This is a genomic window from Bartonella silvatica (assembly GCF_040545155.1).
GTDB classification, from domain to species: Bacteria; Pseudomonadota; Alphaproteobacteria; order Rhizobiales; family Rhizobiaceae; genus Bartonella; species Bartonella silvatica.
The window spans coordinates 134,168-158,984 of sequence record NZ_JBEPLI010000001.1 but is presented as its reverse complement, the minus strand read 5'-3'; the positions used below and the strand labels follow the sequence as shown (position 1 = coordinate 158,984).

Annotated in this window: 13 protein-coding genes; 3 read left to right on the top strand and 10 right to left on the bottom strand. The window is 37.7% G+C overall.

The features are described 5' to 3' along the window. The first annotated feature begins 82 nt into the window (after positions 1-82). The 3 genes from ABID23_RS00565 (at position 83) to ABID23_RS00555 (ending at position 4,946) form a co-directional block, all read left to right on the top strand. Positions 83-1,297 carry an argininosuccinate synthase gene (locus ABID23_RS00565; protein WP_354188274.1) on the top strand — a complete coding sequence of 405 codons (1,215 nt, stop codon included), beginning with the start codon at positions 83-85 and terminating at the stop codon, positions 1,295-1,297. Between the two features lie 410 nt (positions 1,298-1,707). Continuing rightward, entirely contained in the window at positions 1,708-3,369 is a 1,662-nt protein-coding gene (locus tag ABID23_RS00560) for a lysine--tRNA ligase (protein WP_354188677.1), read from the top strand. Next, positions 3,369-4,946 carry a peptide chain release factor 3 gene (locus ABID23_RS00555; RefSeq protein WP_354188272.1) on the top strand — a complete coding sequence of 526 codons (1,578 nt, stop codon included), beginning with the start codon at positions 3,369-3,371 and terminating at the stop codon, positions 4,944-4,946. Before ABID23_RS00560 ends, ABID23_RS00555 begins: the two co-directional genes overlap by 1 nt. A 330-nt stretch (positions 4,947-5,276) precedes the next feature. Here ABID23_RS00555 and trxA read toward each other — a convergent pair whose 3' ends face one another. The 10 genes from trxA to ABID23_RS00505 form a co-directional block, all read right to left on the bottom strand. Continuing rightward, positions 5,277-5,600, bottom strand: coding sequence for a thioredoxin (gene trxA / locus ABID23_RS00550; RefSeq protein WP_354188270.1), 324 nt, complete (start codon positions 5,598-5,600; stop codon positions 5,277-5,279). 107 nt (positions 5,601-5,707) lie between these two features. Then, on the bottom strand, positions 5,708-9,184 hold the full coding sequence (gene addA / locus ABID23_RS00545; RefSeq protein WP_354188268.1) for a double-strand break repair helicase AddA: 3,477 nt from the start codon (positions 9,182-9,184) through the stop codon (positions 5,708-5,710). Continuing rightward, the gene (gene addB, locus ABID23_RS00540) at positions 9,181-12,300 is read right to left on the bottom strand and encodes a double-strand break repair protein AddB (protein ID WP_354188266.1); all 3,120 of its coding nucleotides are present in this window, start codon (positions 12,298-12,300) and stop codon (positions 9,181-9,183) included. Before addB ends, addA begins: the two co-directional genes overlap by 4 nt. A 1,067-nt stretch (positions 12,301-13,367) precedes the next feature. After that, on the bottom strand, positions 13,368-14,885 hold the full coding sequence (gene tsaE, locus ABID23_RS00535) for a tRNA (adenosine(37)-N6)-threonylcarbamoyltransferase complex ATPase subunit type 1 TsaE (protein ID WP_354188264.1): 1,518 nt from the start codon (positions 14,883-14,885) through the stop codon (positions 13,368-13,370). Between the two features lie 50 nt (positions 14,886-14,935). Next, entirely contained in the window at positions 14,936-17,356 is a 2,421-nt protein-coding gene (locus ABID23_RS00530) for a PAS domain-containing sensor histidine kinase (RefSeq protein ID WP_354188262.1), read from the bottom strand. A gap of 81 nt (positions 17,357-17,437) precedes the next feature. Beyond that, the gene (gene ahcY / locus ABID23_RS00525) at positions 17,438-18,835 is read right to left on the bottom strand and encodes an adenosylhomocysteinase (RefSeq protein WP_354188260.1); all 1,398 of its coding nucleotides are present in this window, start codon (positions 18,833-18,835) and stop codon (positions 17,438-17,440) included. A gap of 1,124 nt (positions 18,836-19,959) precedes the next feature. After that, the gene (locus ABID23_RS00520; protein ID WP_354188258.1) at positions 19,960-20,958 is read right to left on the bottom strand and encodes a complex I NDUFA9 subunit family protein; all 999 of its coding nucleotides are present in this window, start codon (positions 20,956-20,958) and stop codon (positions 19,960-19,962) included. A gap of 44 nt (positions 20,959-21,002) precedes the next feature. Further along, on the bottom strand, positions 21,003-22,322 hold the full coding sequence (locus ABID23_RS00515; protein ID WP_354188256.1) for a bifunctional folylpolyglutamate synthase/dihydrofolate synthase: 1,320 nt from the start codon (positions 22,320-22,322) through the stop codon (positions 21,003-21,005). Positions 22,323-22,326: 4 nt separating this feature from the next. Beyond that, on the bottom strand, positions 22,327-23,247 hold the full coding sequence (accD, locus tag ABID23_RS00510; protein ID WP_354188254.1) for an acetyl-CoA carboxylase, carboxyltransferase subunit beta: 921 nt from the start codon (positions 23,245-23,247) through the stop codon (positions 22,327-22,329). A gap of 542 nt (positions 23,248-23,789) precedes the next feature. Then, positions 23,790-24,509 (bottom strand): sulfate transporter family protein, encoded by a 720-nt coding sequence (locus ABID23_RS00505; RefSeq protein WP_354188252.1) that lies wholly within the window; start codon positions 24,507-24,509, stop codon positions 23,790-23,792. Between the last annotated feature and the right edge of the window lie 308 nt (positions 24,510-24,817).

The following is a 24,817-nucleotide window of genomic DNA, read 5'->3' as shown; positions in this document are numbered from 1 at the left end:
TTTCATTAAAGGGTATTTATTTTCATTTTTTTTGGATATTTTAATTTTTTTTCAAAAGTCACCGATATAGTGGAATTTTAAAATGAAAAAATGGCAGAATGTTAAAAAAGTTGTTTTATCCTATTCTGGAGGGCTTGATACATCAATTATTCTTAAATGGTTGCAAAGTGAACTCGGTGTAGAAGTTGTCACTTTTACAGCCGATTTAGGGCAGGGGGAGGAATTGACACTTGCTTACCGCAAAGCTGAAATGTTTGGTGTTAAAGAGATCTATATTGAAGATTTACGCGAAGAATTTGTACGTGATTTTGTTTTTCCAATGTTTCGAGCCAATACAGTTTATGAGGGGAGTTATCTTTTAGGGACATCAATTGCTCGTCCGCTTATTTCAAAGCGCCTTATTGAAATTGCTAGGGAAACAGGAGCAGATGCAATTGCGCATGGAGCAACAGGAAAAGGCAATGACCAAGTACGCTTTGAGCTTTCAGCTTATGCCCTTGATCCTGATATTAAAATTATTGCTCCATGGCGTGATTGGTCTTTTAAAAGTCGGACTGATTTAATGAATTTTGCGCGTAAACACCAAATCCCTGTAGAGAAGGATAAGCAAGGTGAGGCGCCTTTTTCGGTTGACGCTAATTTATTACACGCGTCATCAGAAGGAAAGATTTTAGAAGATCCGTCTACTCCTGCTCCTGAATATGTGTATAGACGGACACTTTCTCCAGAAGCTGCTCCAGATCAAGCAACCAGAATTACAATTGGCTTCAAAAAAGGTGATGCCATTTCGATCAATGGAAAAAGTTTATCTCCTTGGAATTTACTTTCTGAATTAAATGGTTATGGACGAGACAACGGTATTGGCCGGTTAGATTTGGTAGAAAATCGTTTTGTCGGTATGAAATCACGTGGCATTTATGAGACACCAGGAGGAACTATTCTTTTGATTGCGCACCGCGCGATGGAATCTTTAACATTAGATAGGGGAGCTGCTCATTTAAAAGATGAATTAATGCCACGTTATGCCGAACTCATTTATGATGGCTTTTGGTTTTCACCAGAGCGCAAAATGTTGCAGGCTGCTATTGATTTATCACAAGAAAATGTTGAAGGTGAGGTTACATTAAAGCTTTATAAGGGGAATGTAATCGTTGAAGGACGTCAAAGCAAAAAGTCTCTTTACTCAGATAAATTAGTAACCTTTGAGGATGACGGAGGTCTTTACAATCAAAAAGACGCTGATGGGTTTATTAAGTTGAATGCTCTGCGTTTGCGCACATTAGCAGCGCGTTTTTGAGAATATAAACAAACAACGCTATAAAAATTATCCTGATAGTGTAATAATTAAAAAAATATTTTTATATAGAACTGTTAATTTTTTCTCACTTATTAATATTAGAAAACAGATTTTTCTACCCTGTAGTTTGATGTTAAGATCTGTTTTCTTTACGCGTAAGTGTGGTAGGAAGGCTTAAATTAGTAGCAATTAAAGCACCAATAATCAAAATGAGAAAATGACGTTTCATGGTACTTACATTTTACAGATATAGAAATAAAGAAAAGGCAGTGAAAAAATAGGATAAAGGTTGGTCATAACAAAAATGTGATGAGAAAGATTTTGGTAGCTTTTCGCTTGCTATTATTAACGAATAAATTCAAGAACAATACACCATATTATTAAAGAGTTTAATTTTTAGGATAAAAATGATGATGCGTGATCTGTGTGATGCACTTAGCCTTACGCCTGAATTAAAAGATGCGGCTGTTCAATCGAAAGTTTGGCCATTTGAAGAAGCACGCAAGATTATTAAACGGTATGAAAAAACAGGTTATCCAGAGAGTGTAATATTTGAAACAGGCTATGGACCTTCTGGTTTGCCGCATATTGGAACCTTTGGGGAGGTCGCACGTACAACCATGGTACGTCATGCTTTTCATATTCTCACTGAGAATAAGGTTAAAACAAAACTTCTTTGTTTTTCTGATGATATGGATGGTTTACGCAAGGTTCCCGATAATGTCCCTGATCGGGAGAAGATGGAAAACTACCTTGGTCAACCCCTCAGTCGTGTACCAGATCCCTTTGGAGATGATTATCCTTCTTTTGGAGCGGCAAATAATGCACGTTTGCGTGCTTTTCTTGATCGCTTTGGTTTTGATTATGAGTTTGCAAGCGCCACTGATTATTATAGTTCTGGTCATTTTGATGAAACACTTTTAAAAATATTAGCCTGTTATGATAAGGTTATGGCCATTATTCTGCCAACACTGGGGGAAGAACGACGCGCTACCTATTCGCTTTTTTTACCGATTTCTCCATTTTCTGGAAAAGTCTTACAAGTTCCAATGATTGCGCGCAATGTTGAAAAAGGCACAGTTACTTATATTGAGCCTGAAACTGGAGAAACCATTGAAACAGAAGTAACGGGGGGAAAAGTTAAATGCCAGTGGAAAGTAGATTGGGCGATGCGTTGGAAGGCGCTTGGTATTGACTATGAGATGGCAGGAAAAGATCTTATTGATTCGACCACCCTTTCTTCTAAAATTTGTAAAGTGCTTAATGGAAATCCACCAGAAGGATTTAACTATGAGCTTTTTTTAGATGAAAAGGGACAGAAAATTTCAAAATCCAAAGGAAATGGCTTAACCATTGATGAATGGTTAACATATGCTCCAACGGAGAGTCTTGGGCTTTATATGTTTTCAAAGCCCAAAACAGCAAAACGGCTTTATTTTGATGTGATTCCAAAAGCCGTTGATGAATATTATGCGCATCTTTCGGCTTATGGTCGTCAAAAATGGACAGAGCGGCTTAATAATCCTGTATGGCATATCCATAATGGTTGTCCTCCACAGGTTGATTTGCCTGTATCTTTTGCTCTTCTATTAAACTTGGTAAGTGCTTCAAATGCAGAGAATAAAGAGGTTCTTTGGGGGTTTATTTCTCGTTATGCTAAAGGCGTTAATGCACAAACTTATCCAGAGCTTGATCAGTTGGTACAGTTTGCTATTAAATATTTTGATATTTTTGTCAAACCAAACAAAAAATTTAGAACACCTGATGAAAGTGAACGCACAACATTAGTGCAGATTGATGAAAAATTAGCTAGTCTTCCCAAAAATGCTGATGGAAATATGATTCAAAATGCGCTTCTTGATGTGGCGCGTTTAGTAGAACGTTATCAAGATCACAGCAAAAAAAGTCCTACAGGGGGACCAGGTGTTTCAAATGTCTTTTTTCAAATGTTGTATGAAGTTCTTTTAGGGCAGGAACGAGGACCGCGATTGGGATCATTTATTGCACTGTATGGGATTGATGAAATGTGTGCATTGATTGCTGAAGCTCTCATAAGAACTACGGAGAAATAATGGAAAAGAGAGCGCAAGAAGTAAAACGGCGTCGTACATTTGCAATTATTGCCCACCCAGATGCGGGAAAGACCACGCTGACAGAAAAGCTGTTATTATTTGGAGGGGCGATACAACTTGCCGGTGAAGTAAAAGCTAAAAAAGATCGTATTCAAACCCGCTCTGATTGGATGAATATCGAAAGAGATCGTGGTATTTCGGTTGTAACATCGGTGATGACATTTGAATATGAAGACCATATCTTTAATTTGTTAGATACTCCGGGGCATGAAGATTTTGCCGACGATACATACCGTACTCTCACAGCGGTTGATAGCGCAATTATGGTATTAGATGGTGCACGTGGAATTGAGCCTAGAACATTGAAATTGTTTGAAGTGTGTCGGATGCGGGATATTCCTATTGTTACCTTTGTCAATAAAATGGATCGTGAAACACGTGATCCTATAGAACTTTTAGATGAAATTGAAGAAAAACTCGCTCTTGATACTGCACCAATAACTTGGCCAATCGGGACAGGGAAAGAGTTTGTTGGAACCTTTGATTTTCATCATAATCGTTTTCGTCGAAAGGATGATGAGGTAACACAAAAAGCGGTTTCTGGGGCTGATGAAGTTGCAAATTTACTTCCTGAAAATCAACGTTTATCTTTTATAGAAGGGGTAGAACTTGCAAGAAATGCTTGCAAAAATTTTGATCTTCAAGCTTTCCGTGAAGGGCATATGACACCAGTTTATTTTGGTTCGGCTTTACGCAATTTCGGTGTCCGTGATTTGATTAATGCACTTATTGATTTTGGTCAAAGTCCTCGTGATCAAAGTGCAGATCAACGCAACATCATCGCAACTGAATCTAAAATGACGGGGTTTGTTTTTAAAATTCAGGCGAATATGGATCCCAATCACCGTGATCGCATTGCATTCTTTCGGGTGTGTTCGGGAACACTTGAACGTGGAATGAAGACAAAGTTGGTACGAACAGGAAAATCGATGACACTTTCAGCACCACAATTTTTCTTTGCACGTTCACGTCAAATTGCTGATCAAGCTTATGCTGGTGATATTGTAGGCATTCCTAATCATGGCACGTTGCGTATTGGTGATACCTTGACGGAAGGAGAAGATATCCTCTTTAAGGGGGTTCCTAATTTTGCACCAGAAATTTTGCGTCGTGTTTCTTTGGGAGACCCAATGAAAGCAAAAAAACTGAAAGAGGCTTTGCAACAAATGGCTGAAGAAGGAGTGGTGCAATTATTTATTCCTGATGATGGCTCACCTTCTCTCATTGGTGTTATTGGTGCTTTGCAGATTGATGTTCTAAAGGAACGACTTAAAATAGAGTATGGCTTGCCGGTAAGTTTTGAACCAGCACGTTTTAATATATGCCGTTGGATTTCAGCATCAAGCAAAGATGATCTTCAAAAATTTCTTATCAGTAACCGTTCTGCCATTGCCTATGATCTAGAGGGTGATCCAGTTTTTTTAGCAGAAAATCATTTTTCATTAAATTATGAAGCAGAACGAGCACCGAAAATAAAATTTGCAACTTTTAAAGATTATCAAACACGTTCTGAATAAACAGATATTTCTTCTGGCAGAAAAATAAAATAAAAAGGAGAACGGTATTTCTCCTTTTTATAGTATATTGATTTACAAAGGGAATTCATTCTTTTGAATTTCAATGAAATTTACAAAAATAGAACGTTTTTTCTTTCAAGTCTGCGCATTTAAAATCAAAAGACTGTTTTGGCACTCTGAAAGTGGATTATTATGCAGAAAAAATCGTTTAAAAACAATGAAAATGCAATATACTCCTTATAAATCATTTGAATGCAAGAGTATTTGTAATATTGAAAGCGGATCAAATGATAATGGTGCCGATTTGTGAAAAAATATGACGAAGATCATCTAATGAAGACCATCTTTGATCCATTCAGAAATACGTCCTTTAGAAGATGCGCCGACCATATTAGAGGCAACCTGACCATTTTTAAACATCAATAAGGTAGGAATTGAACGCACTCCATATTGGGTGGCGAGGTCTGGATTTTCATCGATATTTATTTTGGCAATTTTAACTTGACCTTGCATTTCTTTTGAAATTTCATCCAAAATTGGAGCAATCATTTTGCAAGGTCCACACCACTCTGCCCAAAAATCAACCACAACAGGAGTGGAAGAGGTTAGCACTTCATTTTCAAAATTGCCCTTATCAACTTTTATACATGTCATTGGTTTATCCTTTATATTTATTGTTGTCGATTGCTATGATAACGCTTCATACTAAGTTATTGCAAAGATAAATTATAAAGAAGCTTTTATGAAAAAAGTTTCGAGATTTATAAAGAAATTTCATCAAGGTGTGCATCGATTTTTTCTGGGGACAGTTTAAAGACTTTTGCGTCTTTACTGTAAACAAGGAGAGCTTGGATGTTTTTTTGGGGGTAGATAGTTTGCAATAATTTTCGATAAAGAGCCATTTGCAATAAATAGCGTTGTGCAATATCGGTCTCTTTTTCTGGTGATATACCAGTTTTAAAATCGGCAAAAATAACGCTATCTTTTGTAGTACAGAGACGATCAATTTGTCCCGAAACTGTTCGTTCTTTTCCATGAATTTTTACAATGCCCATCAAGGAAACTTCAGCACGGGAATGATCAGAAAAGAGGGGTTGAAGGTAGGGGTGGTCTAAGATTTTCCAAACATGTTTGAGTGCATTTTCTTTTTGATCTTCATACCAATGAGCAGCTTTTATATCGAGATAGTTGCGAGCATAATCTCGGCGTTTTGTTGAAGGGAAACTGGGTAAATATTGCAGCAATCGGTGAATAATATTACCATATTCAATGAAAAAAGCTCTGTTGGTATTGGTGTCTCCTAAAACAGGTGAAATAGTAAGCTGTTTTGAATTGGAAGAAATCTCAGTATCAGCTTCAATGGAAATGCTAGCAATAGAGGGGCGCAGTGGTTTAGGTAATACTGGTTCTGCTGGTACTTTATGAGAGAAAAAGTCTGGTAAGGCTGGAAGCGTTTTGCACTCGGTACAAAGGGCTTCTTCTTTTATAGGAAGAGAAGATGAAGGGGTAATGCAATAGCGCCAAGCTGCAATATCTTCGGCCGGTCCTTTTATAGAGACAACATGCGGTTTGAGGGCGTCCTTTACCAATGTGAGCCATGTGTTGGAAGACGTTTTTTCACTTTTATAGCCACAAATAAATAATCGATCTTCAGCACGTGTCATTCCAACATAGAGAAGGCGTTTGTATTCTTCTTCAGCGCGTTCTTTGAGATGTGAAAGTGCTTTTTCAGAAATTTTTGTTTTGAACTCTGCATTGGGGAGCCAGACAAACCCCTGCTGATCACTCAATTGTGTATTGTTGAAGGGGACTTGAAGAAGGTGCGGTGCATGTTGAGGATGCCAAACCGCACTTCCCGGGTCAACCAGAAATACAATTGCAGCTTCCAGTCCTTTTGCAGCGTGAACTGTCATAATACGGATTTCATCATGATTTTGATCGAATTCTCGTTTAATCTCTGGTTCACTGGCACTTAAGGTTTCCAAAAAAGCTTGTAATCCTGGTAAACCAGTTTTTTGAATAGCGATGGTGTAATCCATAAAAGCATCAAGTACATCATTTGCTTCAGATCCTAAGCGCGCTATAATTTTTTGTCGTCCCTTGTCGTTATTCAGAATATAGCTATAGAATTCAAAGACTGGTATTTTATCGACCAAAGCACGGTAATGATTCAAACGTTCAAAAGTATCTTTAAAAGATGCGTGTGATGATGCATGCATAGAAAGACTTTGCCAAAGAGATCCTGTACGATGCGCTGCAAGTTGATAAAGTTCTTCTTCGGTAAGTGAAAAAAGTGGACTTTTTAAAACACAAGCAAGAGAAAGATCGTCTTGTGGTTGCAAGATAAAACGTGCAAGCGCTATTAAATCACGGATGCCAATATAATTTGTGAGCTGTAAACGGTCAGCTCCAGCGACAGGAATATTGCGCAGTTTAAGGGCACGGGAAAGGGAGAGAACAAATTGATCACGTTTACGAACCAGAACCATAATATCGCTGGCGCGCATTAAGCGTCCTTTTGCGGGGAGCTTTTCTCCCTTATCTAACCAGTTGGCAATGGTTTCAGCAACCTGTTCTGCCAAACGAGTCTCAGCTGTGTCTAAATGATCAACGCTTAAATGCCAATCATCAGGAAGTGCATTTGTTTTTTCAGAAATAGCATCCCATAAAATCACATCGCCTGGACTATGAACACGAATAGCTTCATGGACTGTTTTTGTATTTTCTGCTGAAAGCCCTTTATAATTTTCTGGTGTTTCAAAAACAAGATCAACGCTTTTGAGGATTTCAGCTGTGGAGCGAAAAGAATAATTCAGTTGTATTTTTTCAAATTTTTGTTTCGCTTGTTTTGCTTTTTTTTGAATTAACTGTCCATTGGCAGCAAAATTTTCTGGGGCGGCACCTTGAAAAGAATAAATGGACTGTTTTTCATCCCCAACAGCAAAAAGAGTACGTATGTTTGTCCGTTGACTGTGACCTGTGAAAAATTCTTGCGACAAAAGTTGAATAATTTGCCATTGCTCAGGATTGGTATCTTGTGCTTCATCAAGCAAAATATGATCAAGACCACGATCAAGTTTATAATGCACCCACTGGCTTGCTCCTTTACGCTGTAATAAATGGAGTGTGCGTTCAATGAGGTCATCAAAATCTAATAGGCCATTTGCTTTTTTTAAATTTGCATAAATTTTAAGATACATGGCACAAAGCTGGAAAGCAGCTATATTGAGCGTGGCAATTTTAAAGCACCGATATTTCTCTAAAAGAACAGAAAGCTTACTTTGCTTATCTTCAATCATTTGTTGAATGAAGGGCCAAACTTCATCTGACTTTTTAGTAGAGAAACGTGATAAACTGCGAGGGGTATTTTGTTTTGTAAAATAAATATCTGAAATGATATCGATAATTTTTGTTTCATCAGAAATATTTTCTAATAAAGCAAATTTTGCAATCATATTTTGAAGGTTTTTGTTACCATGTGTTTGGCAATGTGTAAAAGCATAGAGAGGAAAGAGAGCAGTTTGTTGAATTTCTTCTAGCAATTGTTGTTTTGTGTCATAAGGTGCTAAATTAAAGAGTGCGCGCAGCTGTTCTTCTCCATTTTTCGATTGAAGAGCGGATAAAAAACAGGATAATTTATGCTGCTTTGCTGTTGCTTCATACAGCAATTGGTTAAGACTATGCTCACTGATAACTTTAAGCAGTTGTTTGAGAGCGGATTGTGCATCTTTATGTTCCAAAAGTTGACGACGGGATTCTTGTAGTAATTTTTTTTGAGTGACGTCATCAATCAATTCAAAATGTCCTGCAATATTTGCTTCTAGCATAAATTGATGCAAAAGAGATTCACAGAATGCATGAATCGTTTGGATTTTTAATCCTCCTGGTGTTTCGAGAGCTTTTGCGAAAAGTTGACGTGCATAGGTTAATTTTTGTGCGTTAACAGGCTTTTTTTCAAGCTGTGATAAGGTTTTTTGAAGTTGTGTATCATCGAGTCCATTCCAGCTGGAAAGGGTGTGAAAAATTCGTGATTGCATAACGGCAGCAGCAGCTCTGGTATAAGTAAGGCATAAAATACGTGCTGGAGGGGTACCATTTAAAAGCAACCGAATAACACGTTCAGTTAAAACGTGGGTTTTTCCAGAGCCAGCATTTGCAGAAACCCATACATTTGTTTTTGGATGTGTTGCCGTTGCTTGTGCCTCAAGGGCAGCTTCAGGAATAGAAAAGATAGTCATGATTGCTCTGCTTTTTTAAGGTCATTAAACCATTCCCACACACGTGCTAAGTGGTCATAGTCACCTTCATATTCTTTTTTCATCGGGACGGCGTGTGAAAGGTAGCCCTGCTGTGGATTTTGATAGTGATCTATTAATGCAATAAGATGTTTCCATGCTTTTTCACCAAGATGAATTGCACTTTGATGTTCTTTTTCCCCTTTATTTGAAAGAATTGATTGTGGGATTATTTTACCTTTTCCATTAAGGGCAATATAAAATAAATTTAAGGGGATAAGATCTTGAAAATCTGTAAAGGCACCTCGCATCAGTAAAGCTGTTTCCAATGCTAATTGTGGAAATAATAATTCGCGAACTTGTTTTGACGAGGGGGGGATACTGGTTTTAAAATCAATAATTTCAACCGTTTTGTCTTGTAATACATCAATACGATCAGCGCGTCCTGAGAGGGTTACGCCTGTATTTTCTATCGGTATTTTTTGCGATATGACTTCAGCATATCGTTTTCGAGGTCCTAAACTTTGTTCCCATTGAATAAAAAATGGCGCTAGATTTTCAAAATGACTCCACCAGATAGTTTTAGTATCGGAAGGTAAGTCGTATTTATCAAATTCCCGACGTCCAAGAGCCAAGAGTGCATCAAGTGCATTTTGAGTATTTGGATTTTTTATTTGTGTGCAAAAAGCGGCAAAAATAGCATGGTAAAGTATTCCGCGCTCAGCAGCTCGCGAGTCGTGAATGAGCGTTTTAAGCGGTTTAAGACGCAAGATTTTTTTAGCGTAAATAGCATAAGGGTCATACCGTAATGTTGCTATTTCAGTGACCGAAAAGTGACGTGGACGCATCTTAAGGGGTGGTACAGGACAAGGACGGGGTGCAGAGGAAACCATATCCATATTATCAAGTGTTTTCGCCCAATGAAGGAATACATCACCTCGTGCGCGAATTTGTTTCCAAACCTGTTTACCTATAACCGTTTCTAGGCGTAGCAACCAGCGTGAAGGAAGTGAAGGAACGTGGTTAACCCGTAACGCTCGACTCATCACCACTTTATCCATTCGCATGGCCCACTGAAAATCATGTGCAGAAAGACCAATACGCTGTTCAGGAGGTTCAAGTGTTAACATTATCTTCATTGGTCTTGATAAAAAAGCATCATTGTTGGCTGAAATAGGCCATGACCCTTCATTAAGACCGCCAATAATTACGGTATCAACTGTTTGCAAGCGTGATTCCAAAGTTCCCCAGATGAACAAACGCGGGTGTCCCCCAGGAGAGGGGGTGACAGAGCGTGTTGTAATCAAAGCTGAAAAGATAGCAGGCCACTCGCAAAGTGGAAATTTTAGTCTTGAGTGGTCACTGACCAATTCACGCAAAAAAGTTAAAAGAGCTTGTCCTGCTTCATCTTGATAAAGATGAGCAAGAGAATTGTTTTCATCACGTCCAAAATTTTCAAAAACTTCAACAGTTGCTACCGCAGCTTCATTAATGGTACATTCTTCTTCTTGTTTCATAAGAGACGCTAAAGGTTCAACAGCCTTTACCAAAAGATCACAAAGAAGACGTGCTTCTTCACTTTTTTGTTGCTCAAAAGTATCAAGAGCAGCATCTTGAAAGCGTGTTTTTATCCATTTTTCAAGAAATTGATTGCATTCGCAAATATGAATACAACCTGTATTTCCTCGAAGAACAAAGATTTCAAAATTTTCTGCCATTTCGCGTAAACGATGGCGGTTTTGTCTGAGCGTTGTGAGTGGATGCTTAAGAAGGGAAAGAAAAGCAATAGGGTCATAAGGTTGAAATATATTTTCTAAAATAAGCCGTAATAAGGTTGAAGGGAGTGTTTCTGCGAGAGGCATTCCTCCTGAATCATTTGCTTCAATTCCAAAACGCTGCAATTCAGCACAGACACGACGTGCTAAATTACGATCATTTGTAATAAGAGCTGCGGTTTTTTGAGGAGTTTCAATGGCATTGCGTAAAGCAACAGCAATGGTGAGAGCTTCTTCACGCTCGTTTATAGCTTCAATGAATGACCAATCTTCACAAAGCTTTTCATAATCATCACGAGTAATTTGTGCCCACTTGTCTGTTGTAGAAGCTGGCCGGAGTGCTTCTGATAAAAGAGCAGCACGCTTTTTCTTTATTGCATTTTGGGGGCCAATTTCGCGAACATGAGTGCGATGACATTTCATGAGAAAAAGAAGCTTTTTTAAATGATATTGAGGATGACTAAAAGCATTCTCGGCATGATCAAAAAAGTCGTATGTTGGCTTGTCTTCATGAATGACACCTAAAGTTTCCCATTGATCTTCACCCATATCAAGATCAAGTCCAGGAAGAACAACGGCTCCTTTGGGGAGAGAGGAAATAACCTTTAAAAGATGAGAAACTGCTGGAATAGATCCCGATATACCAGCTGCAATGATGGGTTTATTGGGGTGCGTATGATTTAAAGTTTCGGCGTGCATTTTGATTGCTTGATTACGCCATTCAGCTGGATTACTTCTTTGCCTTTCTTTTAAGATTTGTGGCCAGTTTTGTGTGACAATAGTGAGAAAATCGAGCGTTATTTGCCACCATTCAGCGACCATATCTGGGGCAATTTCTTTAAGTTTTGACCAATCTGCACCTTCCGTTTCAATTTCATCCATCAAATGTGCTAAATCCTGAGCAAGCCAAATTGCATCGGCAGTATGCGCAGGAATCAGCACTTCTTCTGTACCAAATATGGCACGCAAATGGGTCGGTAAATTTTCGCGCCAAGGACGAATAAGACGCGCTAAAAGCAAAAGACGCTCAATGTCTCCAATGGGAGGATTCAGAGTTCTGATATGATCTTCAAAAAAAAGAAAATTGTTTTCATCAATATCCCCCAAAGGGAGAATGGTTGGTAAAAAGGTTGATTTTGTGTCGCTTCTTTCAGCAAAAGCTGTGCGCAAAGCACGAGCAGCACGTCGTGTTGGCACATAAATGATGGTATCCGCAAGAGCTGTCTGAATATCCCCATTGGCTGCAAAATTATTGACAAGGACACCTGAGAGCAAAGCATCAACAAAATAAGGGAGAAAAGCAGTTCCTGGGGAAATAGAAAAAACACGTGGTTGATGGGGCATGAGGTCTCATTTAGGGCGGATGAAAATACTCCATTGTATGAACACTATACATAGTGTTGTTATTATATACAATTTTATACGGGTAAAAGCTATATTTATGCGGTAGATTTTTTGATGTAAGCAAATATTGAAGTGAATAACTTCATGTGAGTTATCGCGCAAAAATATGAAGTATTTTTTGCTGTTTTTCACTAACGGATTGATTATATAGGCTTAAAATAAGTCATATAAGAAACAAAGGTTAAAAAGTTTTTGTCTTATAGACAAGAAACTATTAATAAGGGGTTTGTGACATTAAAATAGATTGTTATACTGTGTTATTCTCGTAAAAGAATCCTCTATGACATGTATGGTGTTTAGCAAGCCCATTATCGTAAGTAATATCTGTTATTTCACATAAAAATTTTGGGAAAATATAAAACCAGATTGATTTTTATTCACACATTTTAGAGTGAAAATGGACACTTTTTGAGAAATGTGTCTTGAACAAGAAAAAGAAGTTTATTATACGCTCACCGCTTATGTCTGTGAGATATAAGCAATACTACCTCTGTCTTTATCTGATTTTTTGCAATTTCTCTTTTGTTGAGGTTCTTCATGAGAGGTATATGTCCCCTAAGAGATATGTCTCAACGCTCCAAGGGCTATTTTACGACGGAGTCCGTGAATGAATTGTATGGCGATAAAGCCATTGAATACTGCCATCTTTTATGCTTGTGAAGGTATAGGATAGCACCACCATTTTATTTACTCGCTCGTGGATGTTGTATCAGCCTTTGCATTGAGACAGTTCTATAACGAGCATTTTTAGCCTTTTTCTGTGCAGTTTTCATCTTCGCGCCAGCTTGGTTTGTGAAGTATCAGTATATGTTTTTTGATTGATTCAATTTTAAGGAATTATGAGGAGAGAATCTTACAATATTTAAGTTTATGACTTAAGTGGAAAACGATATTTACACATGTAAATCAAGAGGTTATATTTTTTAGGGGCTTTTATAAATATGCTAATCTCACTTGTCGTCTAATGACGAAAAAAAATTTTATTCAAATGGCACAATGATGAATAATCACTTTATATTAAAGTATTGAATTAATTCTTCTTTTTTAAGAAGATCTATTTCTTGATAAAAATTTTGTAAAGGGGCAAGAGTTGGGTGTGAAAGATTGCGGGTAAGATAATCTTGTATATGGGGTAGATATCGAAGATAAGACGATTTTCCATCGCGTTTATGGAGACGCACAAAAATTCCTAAAATTTTTGAAGCCCGTTGAGCACCTGCAAATGCATAGAGCTTACGCAATTCACCTTCATTGAAAGGTTGTGGTGCTTTATGGCGTGCATCGCAATAGGCGTTGAGAATTTTCTCTTCGAGCGTTGGGGAGATAAATAAGCGTGCATCTTGCGCTAAAGAGACAAGGTCATAAGCTGTTGGACCTTTTAATCCATCTTGAAAATCAAGAAGACCGATACGGGCGGTTCCTTCTTTATGGGCGCGCCAAAGAATATTAGGGGAATGATAATCACGTATGACGAAAGTATTTTCTCCTTGGACAAGGTTATCGATATAAGGCTGCCAACAGGTAAAAAAAGCTTTACGTTGCTTCTGGTCTAAGGTCTTTTTTGTTTTAAAGGGAATATACCAATCGAGCAATAAGGAAAGCTCTGATTGAAAGGTTTGGCAATCATAGGGAGGGATCTGAAGCAAAAATGTTGCAAACTGTTTTTCGGAAGGCCACGATTTTTGATGAAAGGCAGCCAGCAATTGACTACAGGCAATATAACGTTCCTCAATAGGGTTGCCTATGTGATCTACAAGTCCCTCACATCCGAAATCTTCTAAAATCAAAAGATTTTTTTCAAAATCTGTGACAAAGATATGAGGAGCAGAAAATCCGTTGTCTAAAATGAGCTGATTAATTCCGACAAATTGACGAATATCTTTTGCAAGATGTGCCTTTGTGACATAAGAGAGATCTGTGTCTTGTGCTATTTGCATATTGGATGCATCCATGAGAACTTCTTGATGTTTTCCATCATCTAAAAGTTCATAGGTGCGTGCGGAAGCATCACTCGCTAAAAAACGTCGATGAATGTGGCCACGTCCATGGTTTTTTAAAAAAGTGCGAATTGCAAAAGACCGTTGTAGGCGTTCAACAGAATGTTCTGCTGATGTAAGAGTTAAACGACGACCACAGCCTTCATATTGTAAAGTGAGTGCGAAGGTAATGGGTCCTAAAAGGTCTACAGCTTTTTCTGGCCATTCAATAAGTAAAATACTTTGCTCACATGCTTCGTGAAGCCCTAATTCATTAATTTCTTCTTCTGTAGAAAGGCGATAAAGGTCAGCATGAATAATCTCTACTTGTGAAAGTTGATAACTTTGAGCAAGCGTAAAGGTAGGGCTTGGAACATCCAAACTATTATCGTTGGCAAGGGTTTGAATGATTGTTCGTGCAATGGTTGATTTTCCTGCTCCAAGATCACCTTGTAGCGTGACAATGTCGCCTAGCTTTAAAGCGAGGGCTAGGTCCTGCGCAAAAAGCTTGGTTGCTTCTTCATCTTCAAGAAAAAAACTAAAACACATCAACGTTTCCATGAAATTAATGAAAAAAACTTTTAAAAAGAAGAGTAAGATTAAAGAATTTCATCTCCTTTGGAAATCGGAAAAAAACATTTAACCGTTGTTCCTTGACCTTTGCCGGTAAGAATTTCAACATGTCCACCGTGAAGCTCAACAAAACTCTTAACGAGGGATAGACCAAGACCTGCTCCAGCACGCCCACCATGATGTGGATGAGAAGAGAAACGCTTGAAAATGCGATCAAGAACATCTTCTGGAATATCAGATCCTTCATTGTGGACACTGAAAACAATATTATTGTCTTGTTCATCAACACAAAATTCAATTGTGCTTGCTTCTGTTGCAAAATTAATGGCATTACTCAGAACATTAACAAAGATTTGATGCAGACGTGTTGCATCAGCGTAAATAACATTTAAGGAAGGAGAAATTTGCTGTAAAAGCGTAATATAGCGTCCATTAAGGCGCTCTTCTAAACGTGCTACTGCCTGTACCATCGCATCGGCAATATTAACCGGCTTTATATCCAGCTCCATAATGCCAGCATCAAGGGTTGCAAGGTCGAGAATATCATTAACAATATTTAAAAGAGTTCCTGATTCTGAGTGAATATGCCCAAGATATTCTTTTTGGCGTTCATTGATAGAGCCAAAAATTTGATCACGCAAAATATCAGAAAATCCAATAATATTGGTGAGGGGAGTACGCAATTCATAGGAAACATGCTGGACAAATTCATTGCGCAAACGATCAGCACTTTCTAAGGCTTCATTTTTTTCTTTAAGAGCACGCGCAACATGGACTGTATCCGTAACATTAACGAAGGTGAGCATTGTTTGTCCATTGGGAAGTGGAACCAATGTATAGTCAATAATCATTCCATTTTTGAGATCTATACGACCAGAATATGTGTCACGTTTTTCTGTAAAACCTGTAATAAATTTGGTAAACTTATCCCACTCTTTTCTCAAAGTTAAGGCTGAACAGTGGCTTTGTAATTGTGTAATATGAGTCCCTTCAACCAATAAATTATAAGGGAGAGACCATAATTTCGATAATGCTGGATTGGATAAACGAAGACGCCCATCAGTACCAAAAACAACCACGCCTTCTGAAAGTTTATCGAGTGTTTCACCTTGTATTTTAATGAGTGTATTATAGCGTCGTTCAAGATCAATTGTTTCGGTAAGATTTTCATAAAGCCAAGTAACACCTCCTTGTGGGTGAGGGCTGGAGATAACGCGTATTGTGCGTCCATCCGGAAGATTCCAGATTTGTTGATTGGATTCCATCTGTTGGTAAGCTTTAAAAAGCTCTTCTTTCCATGCACGCCAATCAGGGTGTTCTGCCAGGAGTCCTTTTTCACGCAAACGTTCAAGAAGCAATGTGTGGCTTGGTTCACTTTCTAAAAAAGAACTCTCCAACGGCCATAAAATTTTAAAAGCTTTATTGCAAAATTTTAATTTTTGATTGGCATCAAAAACGGTTACAGCGGTTGATATTTGATCAAGTGTTTCGCAATGGCTTTGAAGAACGTATTTTAGTTTATTGGCAAGGTTTTCATATGCGCTATCGTCATGGGCAAAAGCTGCCATTCCTTCGGGTGTTGTAATCCGTGTGAGGTGAAAACAGTACCGTTCTCCATCAACGACTGTATGAACATGTTCCTGAAAGATTGTTTCTTGTTCATCCTTTTTGTTTTGTGTTGTTTCATTGAAAAGGTCATGGACTTCATTGCTGCCTTCTTGAAAGTTTGTCATTTCTCTGAAGGCACGATTAATAAAACAAATATTCCCTTCACCATCTCGTATCCATACAGGCTCTTTAATACAATCAAGAAGATTACGCTGCATTCTTAATTCGAGGAGAATTTTTTCAATATCTTTTTTTAAATGCGCATTTTCACTCTGCTGTACTGATATGTCTTGAAAACGCGCAATCACAACTGTTCCGGCAATCACCCCCGTAACTTGTAACAACATATTATTTGTCGTGGTAACGGAAAGTTCAAAAGGGTGAGACTTGTAACGTAACTGCGTTAATGCGTAGTCGAGTTCATGTAGGGAGGATTCTGCAATCCAAAGTTCAAAATTCTGAAGATCGTGCTGAGACATTCCAGCTTTTTGTAAACTAGGAATATGACCCACACTATGGGGTGAGTCGCTGGGACTTTCCCAAACAAGAAGAAATTGTCCTGTTTCCTCCAAAAGCCATTCATAATATTTAAGTTTTTCAGAATCGTTTTCTTGAGTAACTTTTTGAGGCTGCCATGAGGTCTTTTTGACGCGCATTATAATCGCTATACATACGAGGAGTGATGCACAAGAAATCCCTCCAAATAGCGCTAAGAGTAACCATGGACCATTCGGTAAAGTGAAAGTAAACAGTGAATACATGTCTAATGACTGCACCACAAGATCTGTCAGAAAAAAAAAGAAAAGAAAGCAAAAAATATAAGTAAAAATTCGGATCATTTTTTAAGCTTTTTCTTTGGGGTTATAGTCACCAAAGCTGAGCAAGGCATCTTTCCCTTTTTTAAAAGTCAAGGAAATATTTTAGTAACGATAATGATTTGGTTTATAAGGTCCTTGTGGTGTAACGCCAATATAGGCAGCTTGTTCTTCTGATAAAACGCTTAATTTTATTCCTAGTCGTTCAAGATGAAGGCGTGCAACTTTTTCATCAAGACGTTTGGGCAAAACAGTTACTTCATTTTTATAGCGCTCAGAACGGGTAAAGAGCTCAATTTGCGCTAAAACCTGATTTGTAAAAGAAGCTGACATAACAAAAGAAGGATGGCCTGTAGCATTACCAAGATTAAGCAAACGCCCTTCGGAGAGCAAAATGATGCGTTTTCCATCGGGAAAGGTAATCATATCAACTTGTGGTTTAATATTCGTCCAGGGTAGGTTTCGAAGAGCTGACACTTGGATTTCATTATCAAAATGGCCAATATTTCCAAGAATGCACATGTCTTTGACTTGCCGCATATGATCTAGGCGCACAATATCTCTATTTCCCGTTGTCGTGATGATAATATCAGCGCTGGAGGCATCATCATCTAAATCAACAACCTCATAGCCATCCATAGCGGCTTGAAGGGCACAGATGGGATCAATTTCTGTGACTTTGACACGCGCTCCAGCACCTGAAAGAGAGGCTGCTGAACCCTTGCCCACATCACCATAGCCACAGACGATAGCTGTTTTTCCAGCTATCATAACATCCGTGGCGCGTCGGATACCATCAACCAATGATTCTCTACATCCATATTTATTATCAAATTTTGATTTCGTCACACTATCATTGACATTAATGGCTGGAAAAGGCAAAAGACCTTCCTTTTGTAATTGATAAAGGCGGTGTACACCTGTTGTGGTTTCTTCACTTACACCTTTTATTGTTGTGCGCTGGCGTGTAAAAAAACCCGGTGTAGCATCCATACGCTTTTGGATTTGTTTAAAAAACAATTCTTCTTCTTCTGTTTTGGGATGAGATAGAATATCTTTGTTTGTTTCTGCACGCCACCCCATCAAAATATAATTTGTAGCATCGGCTCCATCATCTAAGATAAGATTTGAGGGATTGCCATCAGGCCATTGGAAAATGGCATCTATATAAGACCAATATTCTTCAAGCGTTTCGCCTTTGACTGCAAAGACAGGCGTCCCTGTGGCTGCAATAGCGGCTGCGGCGTGATCTTGTGTAGAAAAAATATTGCTAGAACTCCAACGTACATCAGCACCAATCGCTTTTAATGTTTCAATTAAAACAGCTGTTTGAATTGTCATATGCAACGAGCCAGAAATACGCGCTCCCCGTAAAGGCTGACTGGAGGAGAACTCTTTACGACAAGCCATTAAGCCAGGCATTTCCGTTTCGGCAATATCAAGCTCTTTACGTCCATAAGCCGCAAGAGAGATATCTTTGACAACGTAATTGGGAGTTGCCATTCTTTAATTCCTCTAACATTATTTTCCCCAGACGGTAGGAGAAATTTTAAAAAAATGCAAGCAAATAGAAAAACTTCCTTATATGAAATTTTCTTTTAAATCTCTATAAATATGTGTTTACATATTATTGAGTGATAAAAGGTGGGATAAAGAATCTTAAGAGCAATTTTCTGTGGGAATAAAGTTGATCGATATTTTTGATTTTAAAACTGTGAGAAAAAGAAAGTCGCAGTTTATTATTAAGACTACGTGTTTAAAAAAAGCAAGACATATAAATTTTACGAGGACATTACTAAAAAACTCTCTTAATATTTTTGAGTACATTTCATGATAATATCCGTGAGTGGTATAAGATAAAAACCGTTGAGCACCAGCATCTTTACACTTATGAAGGCACAAGAAGTACCCTCATTATATTTGCTAGCTTACGGGGAATTATGACAGATTTTGCATTGAGATGATTCATAAAAGGCATTTTTAGTCCGCTCTCAAGTATTTTTACTAGATCCCAGATCTGTTTATAGGGGAAAACAAATAGTTCTATTTGATTGAAGATCAACAGGTTTGGAATAAGAGAATCTGATGTTACCAGAGGTTCTTATTTAAGATCAAAATGAGAGTTTATTACTGCAAGTCGATATGTTGATTTTTTATAGAGTCGAAATGGATTGAATGATAAAAAAAACAAAAGCTTATGCATAATAGCGCCTTATTGTATTGCTCATTCATAGATTTGTTAAAAAAACATTTTACGTAGCTTCTAATCATATTTTTAATATCGTCTATGAATGGTATAAGATAAAATCCACGAGACATGAGAATCTTTATATTTATAAAGGAACAATAAAAAACCATTCTTATTTCCATTAATTTTCAATATGTTATTTGTTCTTGCAGTAAAGGTTTTTTCTAATTTTTCATTAAAAAACTCACAAAAATATGGAGCTCATTTTCAAAGGATTGTATTCTACAGATGAATACTTCGTGTGATATTAAGTAAAAAGCCTCTTTTATTGTGAATGTGAGGAATTGAAATAAGAAAATATCACTTTAGTTCTACACTCTAACATTTATAAAAAGAATAAAAGATAGAATCTGTTATCTCATATTTAAAAAAGTGCAAACTAGACGAATAAATTTTTAGAAAATTGACCTTGTGGACGAAATCGCCAGAGATAACTTGGCAAAATTGCAGACATTGCTCTTGGAGTAATACCGACGCCTTCTAAAGTATATCCACTTCTTATAGCTTCTTGAGAAACAATGTTATCCACTTGCAGAAAGCGTATTTGATTGGTTGTTACGCATGCTGACACAAAAGGTAATTTATTAACAACACCTAAAAAACCACCAATCAAGAGTCCAATAGAAAGAGGCATAGGTAAAATTGTTTTTTTACGGTGAATAATTTTCAAAACATTTTCAAGAGCATGCTGCAATGTGATAATTTGGGGACCACCAAGATCATAACTTTTTCCAAGGGTGGCTTGTCCTTCTAAGGCGCGTAAAACAAACTCAGCAACATCACCCACATATACAGGTTGCAATTTGCCTTTTCCACCCCCAAAAAGAGGCACGATCGGTAAAAAACATGATAAGTTTGCCAAACTATTAAAAAAACAATCTTCCGGTCCAAATATAACAGATGGACGCATAATAATTGCTTGAGGGTGTGCGTTTTGAACGATTTTTTCACTCATAGCTTTAACGCGCGCATAAAGAAACGGAGCATTTTCATGAGCGACAAGAGCAGACATGTAGATAAGTGGAATACCAGCCTTAGCTGTTAATTCAGAGACATTCTTCGCACCATCAATTTGTGTCTTTTTAAAATTTGACTGATGAGCTTGCGCTATACTGCCGGGAAGAAATACAGCAGCATCTGCTCCAAGCAATGCACGTGCAACAGAAGCTCTGTTTTTGATATCTGTTTCCAACATCTGAGTTTGCCCCACCTCTCCCACCTGGAGCATATAATAGGCTTGTTGTGGACGGCGAACAGCAATACGCACACGGTAACCTCGTTTGGTTAAAGTTTCCACAACATGTCGACCGACAAAACCAGAGCCACCAAAAACAGTAATAAGTTTAGGATGCTGATACAGCGCATAATCAAGTTTCATGATTACAAAATCTATCTTTCAAAGTTTTATAAACTGCTTATTTTTTAACATGGTGGTGTTTTATTGTCACGTAAAATATCACCGGCAAGATAAAGAGAACCGCCAATAAGTACCATAGCCTCTTTATACTCTGCATTAATTTTATCTAAAGCATCTTTTAAATGCGCCTGTGGAGTGGCAGAAAGTTCTGCTTTTTGAGCAAGTTCAGCTAAAATTTTGGAATCCATACCAGCAGCACTGTTTGTTAATGGGATCGTATAAACTTTATCTATGAGGTTTTTTAAAGGACGAAAATAGCCAACAGCATCTTTTGTATTAAGCATTCCGGCAATCATAATAAAAGGGCGATTTGTTTTTTTTCTCCATTGAGTAAGTTCAGCCGCAACGGCTTTTCCTGCAGCACGATTATGACCACCGTCTAACCATAAATCAATGTTGGGAGAGAGTTGATCGATCAAGTAACCATGGGTAAGATGCTGCATTCGTGCTGGCCAATAAATATTTTGTAAGGCATGGCTTATGGCTTGTTCTGAAATTTGAAAGCCTGCTTGATATACTGCTTCAATAGAAGCTCCAGCATTTGCAGTTTGGTGGATTCCAATAAGGTTAGGAAGTGGAAGGTCCATAAGACCTTGATCGTTTTGAAAAACCATACGCCCATACTCTGTATAGCTTTGATAGTCTTGATCAAACAAGGAATAAGGTGCTTTATTTTTATCTGCAATAGTTGTTAAAATGGAAAGAGTTTCATCATGATCTTGTTTCCCAATAACCACCGGAACATTTGATTTTATAATTCCCCCTTTTTGAAAGGCAATTTCTGTAATTGTTTTTCCAAGAAAAGCTTCATGATCATAATCAATAGGCATAATGAGGGATACTGCTGGTTTTTTAATGACATTTGTAGAATCAAAACGCCCTCCTAATCCAACTTCTAAAATGACGACATCGGCTGGATGGGTACTAAACAGCATAAAAGCAGCCGCTGTAAAAATTTCAAAAACAGTAATTGGTTTTTGACGATTCACCTTTATAATTTCACGGATTGTCTCAGCTAATTGGTTTTCTGTAACAAGTTGACCGCCTCCTTTTTGTGCCAGACGACAACGTTCGTTCCAGTTAACGAGGTGGGGTGAGCTATAGACATGAACGTGGTAGCCTGCGCTTTCCAAAAGAGCGCGACAAATCGCTGAGGCAGATCCTTTACCATTTGTTCCAGCAATATGAATAACAGGGGCAAGCTTTAAATGTGGATTACCAAGATGCTCTAAAAGCTGAAGAATACGCTCTAAAGAGAGATCAAACTTTTTGGGATAGTTTTGCAGTAACTCATCAACGATCCTTTGTACGGGGTTTTGTACCATAAACTTAAGCTGCTTTTGTTGTGGAAAGCGATTTATGAGAATCTGTTGGAGATGGATGAGAGGGATTAATATCTGCAGGGTATTTCATCATCAAGCGGAGAAGACGTGCAATGGTTTTTTTCATTTCTAAACGCGATACAACCATATCAATCATGCCATGTTCGAGCAGATATTCACTACTTTGAAAACCTTCTGGTAAAGTCTCACGTATGGTTTGTTGAATAACACGTGGTCCGGCGAAACCAATCATTGCACCAGGTTCAGCAATATGAATGTCGCCGAGCATGGCATAAGAAGCAGTAACACCACCCGTGGTTGGGTTCGTCAGAACAACAATATAGGGAAGTTTTGCTTCTTTTAGCATTTCAATGGCTACGGTTGTACGGGGCATTTGCATCAATGAAAGTGTTCCTTCTTGCATGCGTGCCCCTCCAGAAGCAGCAAAAAGAACCAAAGGACATTTTTCGGAAATAGCAGTGTTAAAAGCTTTGATAATAGCTTCCCCTGAAGCCATACCAAGTGACCCACCCATAAAGGCGAAATCTTGAACAGTAGCTATAATTGGTAAGCCTTCAATAGTACCATGTGCACTTAAAATATTGTCATCAACCCCCAGTTTAGAACGATAATCCTTTAACCGATCAATATAGCGTTTTTCATCACGAAACTTTAGAGGATCTACCACAACTTTTGGATTTTCAAGAGGTGTATAAACACCATCATCAAAAAAATGCATAAGACGATTTTTTGCACTGATACGCATATGATAACCAGAATTGGGGCTCACATATTGGTTTATTTCTAAATCTTTATGGAAAATCATTTCACCATTTGTGGGATCTTTTATCCACAAATTATCCGGAATTTCACGACGTCTCAATATAGAGTTAATTTTAGGACGAACATAATTTGTAATCCAGTTCATCTTTATAGCCTCTCTTTAAACATTATACACTTTTGTACATTTTGAAAGAATATAGAACTTAAGTGATCAGACTTGCCTTGCCAGTTGAATAAACAAACCTATTTAACATTTTCACTTTCATACGTATAGTTCTAACTCCATTGTTTGTTAATTTTTATCTTTTCAATGTTACGTTAATTCTTTATATCAAATATGTTTCTTACAGAAAATCTCTCAGAAGTTTTAACAATCAGCATCATTTGTTTTTTTATTTTGAGGTCAAAAGTCACTCTTTATTCTAGTTCGTAAATTCCCATTTACTTTTGATGGAAAACAAATATTCAATGAGTTTTTGAGACAAATAGCTTAGAAAAAAACTTTATAAATAAGTCAGGATATAATCTCCTAAAAAATATAAACACAACACACCATACTCATGAAGTATTATCAACAGAGCAAGTTTTTGAGAATTTTTATAAGAAGAAAGAAACGGTTCATTTAAAACGCAAAATTTTCTTTATAAATTTTTCTGCTCATGATTTTGGGATTTTAAGTAAGCATTGTTATTTTTGCGTGATGTATGCGATAGTCTTTTGGGAAAGCATTTTATGTAAATGTGTCATAAAAGCTGCTGCAAACAGCGGCGTTGCTAAATTCAGTATAGGAATCGAAACAAAAAATGCAATCAACAGTCCTGCACCAAAAACGGTTGTGGAATGAGTCCGTAAAAAATCGTTTGCTTCTTGTTCAGGTCGAAAGCGGTAAGTAGCAAATACAAAATATTCACGACCGAGCAGATAGCCATTAACAACGTAAAAGGCAACTAAATTGACAGCTGGTACGAAAAACAGAATAAAAGCGATTCCATTGCCCAGAAGACTTAAAAGAACAAATTTCACAGAGAGAGTGAGAGAACGTCCAAACGGCAGGGCTTGTCCAATAGGTTCGTTTGGGTAGTCTTCTTTTTCAATAACTTCAGCAGCAGAATCAATGAAAAAACCACCAACCATAGCGGTGATTGGGGCAATCAAAAAAGCCATAAGCAATGCTAAACCAAGGTTAAAAATAATAAGCATACCAAATCCTAACCAGCCTGCCCAACTAGGGAATCCGGGAAGAAAATGCGTAATCCAAGGCCAAAAGTAGGACATAAAAAGCTGGCGTACACCCAACCATAGCATGACGAGTAAAACAAAGGTAATTCCCAGTGATTTTAGGATCATCGTACGATATTGCGGTGTTATAAGACGTTGTAAAGCGCGATAGGCAGCAGTAAAAATCATAATAATCAAGTAAATAATAAAAAAACAGTGAAAACAAGAGACCGTTTGGAGAGTATTTTAAATATGTTTCTTGTCACAGATCTTATAACTTTGTTTATAAGGGGTAAAGGGGCAAGAAATGGTATTTTTATTCACAGTATCGTAAATTCTTTTATTTCAGTAAGGTGATAAAAATACACACACAGATATTGATGAGTAGAGTGTTTTTTCGGGCTGATCTTAATTTTTACCTCAGAACAATATGGAGGTGCGAATTTGAACAGTTTTCAGTTCAAGGCGTGCTCATAGAATTTATAAAATACATCAAA

What these genes read in the sequence shown, in the direction of transcription:
- trxA (WP_354188270.1), bottom strand. Translation starts at nt 5,600, where the DNA reads ATGACATGTATAAAAGTTGATAAGGGCAATTTTGAAAATGAAGTGCTA.
- ABID23_RS00520 (WP_354188258.1), bottom strand. Translation starts at nt 20,958, where the DNA reads ATGAAACTTGATTATGCGCTGTATCAGCATCCTAAACTTATTACTGTT.
- ABID23_RS00565 (WP_354188274.1), top strand. Translation starts at nt 83, where the DNA reads ATGAAAAAATGGCAGAATGTTAAAAAAGTTGTTTTATCCTATTCTGGA.
- accD (WP_354188254.1), bottom strand. Translation starts at nt 23,247, where the DNA reads ATGAACTGGATTACAAATTATGTTCGTCCTAAAATTAACTCTATATTG.
- ABID23_RS00505 (WP_354188252.1), bottom strand. Translation starts at nt 24,509, where the DNA reads ATGATTTTTACTGCTGCCTATCGCGCTTTACAACGTCTTATAACACCG.
- ABID23_RS00530 (WP_354188262.1), bottom strand. Translation starts at nt 17,356, where the DNA reads ATGATCCGAATTTTTACTTATATTTTTTGCTTTCTTTTCTTTTTTTTT.
- addA (WP_354188268.1), bottom strand. Translation starts at nt 9,184, where the DNA reads ATGACTATCTTTTCTATTCCTGAAGCTGCCCTTGAGGCACAAGCAACG.
- addB (WP_354188266.1), bottom strand. Translation starts at nt 12,300, where the DNA reads ATGCCCCATCAACCACGTGTTTTTTCTATTTCCCCAGGAACTGCTTTT.
- ABID23_RS00555 (WP_354188272.1), top strand. Translation starts at nt 3,369, where the DNA reads ATGGAAAAGAGAGCGCAAGAAGTAAAACGGCGTCGTACATTTGCAATT.
- ABID23_RS00560 (WP_354188677.1), top strand. Translation starts at nt 1,708, where the DNA reads ATGATGCGTGATCTGTGTGATGCACTTAGCCTTACGCCTGAATTAAAA.
- tsaE (WP_354188264.1), bottom strand. Translation starts at nt 14,885, where the DNA reads ATGTGTTTTAGTTTTTTTCTTGAAGATGAAGAAGCAACCAAGCTTTTT.
- ABID23_RS00515 (WP_354188256.1), bottom strand. Translation starts at nt 22,322, where the DNA reads ATGGTACAAAACCCCGTACAAAGGATCGTTGATGAGTTACTGCAAAAC.
- ahcY (WP_354188260.1), bottom strand. Translation starts at nt 18,835, where the DNA reads ATGGCAACTCCCAATTACGTTGTCAAAGATATCTCTCTTGCGGCTTAT.